A 3,029-nucleotide genomic window follows, 5' to 3' on the forward strand; every position below is an offset into this window, starting at 1 on the left:
CCTCCCCCCTCGCCTTCCCCCCTCACGTCCCCGTCACATGCTCCGGCCGCACCGGCACCCTCCGCAGCGCCAGGCCCGTGGCCTGCCGGATGGCGGCCACCACGGCGGGCGTGGAGGAGAGGGTCGGCGCCTCGCCGACGCCGCGCAGCCCGTAGGGGGCGTGCGGGTCGGCCAGTTCGAGGACGTCGACCGGCATGGCCGGGGTGTCGAGGATGGTGGGGATGAGGTAGTCGGTGAAGGAGGGGTTGCGCACCTTCGCCGTCACCGGGTCCACGGCGATCTCCTCCATCACCGCCAGCCCCAGCCCCTGCGTGCTCCCGCCCTGGATCTGGCCGGTCACGGAGAGCGGGTTGAGGGCCTTCCCGACGTCCTGCGCACACGCCAGCTCGACGACCTTGACCAGGCCGAGCTCCGTGTCCACCTCCACCACCGCCCGGTGCGCGGCGAAGGAGTACTGCACGTGACCGGTGCCCTGGCCGGTGCGCAGGTCGAACGGTTCGGTGGGCCGGTGCCGCCATTCCACCTCGGCCTCCACCGGCTCCTCGCCCTCCAGGACGTCCGCGAGGGACGCCAGCACCTCGCCCGCGTCGGTGACCACCTTGCCGTCCTCCAGCAGGAGTTCGGCGGTGGACCAGGCGGGGTGGTACGTGCCGAACCGCGCCCGGCCCAGTTCCAGGACGCGCTCGCGCACGGTCCGGCAGGCGTGCCGGACGGCGCCGCCCGTGACGTACGTCTGGCGGGACGCGGACGTGGAACCGGCCGATCCGACGCGGGTGTCGGCCGGGTGGATGGTCACCCGGGAGACGCCCAGCTCGGTCCGGGCGATCTGGGCGTGCACGGTGACGCCGCCCTGCCCGACCTCGGCCATCGCCGTGTGGACCGTGACCACGGCCTCCCCGCCGGCGTGCTCCAGCCGCACCCGGGCCGTCGAGTAGTCGTCGAAGCCCTCGGAGAAGCCGACGTTCTTGATGCCGACCGCGTAGCCGACGCCCCGGACGACGCCCTCGCCGTGGGTGGTGTTGGCGACCCCGCCGGGCAGCGCCCGCAGGTCGGCTCCGCCGCCCGCGGTCTCCCACTGGCGCTCGGGCGGCATCGGCATGGCCTTGACGCGGCGCAGCAGCTCGGCCACGGGCGCGGGCGAGTCGACGACCTGCCCGGTCGGCATGACCGACCCCTGCGACATCGCGTTGCGGCGCCGGAACTCGACCGGGTCGAGGCCGAGTTCGGCGGCGAGCCGGTCCATCTGCGCCTCGTAGGCGAAGCACGCCTGTACGGCGCCGAAGCCGCGCATCGCGCCGCACGGCGGGTTGTTGGTGTAGAGGGCCAGCGCCTCGACGTCGACGTTCGGGCACTCGTACGGGCCGACGGCGAGCGAGGCGGCGTTGCCGACGACGGCCGGGGACGACGAGGCGTACGCGCCGCCGTCGAGGACGATGCGGGCGCTGACGTAGAGCAGCCGGCCGTCGCCGTCCGCGCCGTGTTCGTAGCGCAACCGGGCCGGATGCCGGTGCACATGGCCGAAGAACGACTCGAACCGGTTGTAGACCATCTTCACCGGCCGCCCGGTCCGCAGCGCCAGCAGGCAGGCGTGGGCCTGCATGGACAGGTCCTCCCGGCCGCCGAACGCGCCGCCGACGCCGGAGAGCGTCATCCGCACCTTGTCCTCGGGCAGGCCGAGGACGGGGGCGATCTGCCGGAGGTCGGCGTGCAGCCACTGGGTGGCGATGTACAGGTCCACGCCGCCGTCCTCGGCGGGCACGGCGAGGCCCGACTCCGGGCCCAGGAACGCCTGGTCCTGCATCCCGACCTCGTACTCGCCGGTGACGACCGCGACCGCCCGGGCCTTCGCGGCGGCGACGTCACCGCGCCGGACGGGCTGGCGGTGGACGATGTTGGGGTGCGGGACGTGGGACGCGTGGCCGTCCGTCCGGTCCGGGTGGAGGACGGGCGCGCCGGGGGCCGTGGCGCTCGCCTCGTCGGTGACGACGGGCAGTTCCTCGTACGTGACGTGGATCTTCGCGGCGGCGCGGCGGGCCGTCTCCGGGTGGTCGGCGGCGACGAGCGCGACCGGTTCGCCGTGGTGGCGGACGACGCCGTCGGCGAGGACGGGAGTGTCCTGGATCTCCAGCCCGTAGCGGGTGGCGGCCGGGAGGTCGTCGTGGGTGAGGACGGCGTACACGCCGGGTGTCGCCAGGGCCTCCGCGACGTCCAGGGAGGTGATCCGGGCGTGGGCGTGCGGGCTGCGCAGGGTGTGGCCCCAGAGCATGTCCTCGTGCCACAGGTCGGAGGCGTAGGCGAATTCGCCGGTGACCTTCAGCCCGCCGTCCGGGCGGAGCGTCGACTCGCCGATACCGCCCCGGGTGCGGCTGCCCTGCGTGAGCGCGGCGGAGGCGAGCCGGCCGGGCGGCCGGGGCGACGACGCGCTCGCGGCGGCCGGGCCGCCGGGGGTGTGGCGGGGGGCGGCGGTTACGGATGCGGCGTTGCGGGGTGTGGCGGTGTCGGATGCGGAGTGGCCGGGTGCGGTGGTGTCGGACACCGCGCGGCCGGGTGCGGCGCCGGCGGATGCGGCGCGGCGGGGTGTGGCGGTGTCGGATACGAAGTGGCCGGGTGCGGCGGTGCCGGATACTGCGCGGCCGGACGCGGCGCGGTCAGGCACCGCCTGGGCCGCTGCCGCACGGGCGGGCGCTGTAGCACGGGCGGGCGCTGTGGCGCCGGCTGCCGCACGGACTGGTGCCGTGACGCTGGCCGCCGTACGACCGGATGCCGCTTCTCCGCCAACCATCCCGCCGGACATGGGTCGTTCACTCACGCCTCGGCCCTCCCGTCCGGCCGGGATTCCCGGCCGCCTCGACCGTCTCCCCGGTCAGGGCCGTCTTGCCGGCCCTCACCACCACCCCCGACCTCACCGAGCCCGACCTCACCACGCCCGGCTCCACCACGTCGGCCCTCATCCCCAGGCGCCTCACCACCCAACGCCTCACCACCCGGCGCCCTACCACCCGGCGCCCCACCACCGGGCGCATCCGCAC

Annotated in this window: 1 protein-coding gene; it reads right to left on the reverse strand. The window is 75.3% G+C overall.

The features are described 5' to 3' along the window. Positions 1–22: 22 nt before the first annotated feature. Positions 23–2,350 (reverse strand): xanthine dehydrogenase subunit D, encoded by a 2,328-nt coding sequence (pucD, locus tag ACSNOK_RS32110; RefSeq protein ID WP_436784314.1) that lies wholly within the window; start codon positions 2,348–2,350, stop codon positions 23–25. Between the last annotated feature and the right edge of the window lie 679 nt (positions 2,351–3,029).

Source organism: Streptomyces sp. URMC 126 (assembly GCF_051386555.1).
GTDB lineage: Bacteria > Actinomycetota > Actinomycetes > Streptomycetales > Streptomycetaceae > Streptomyces.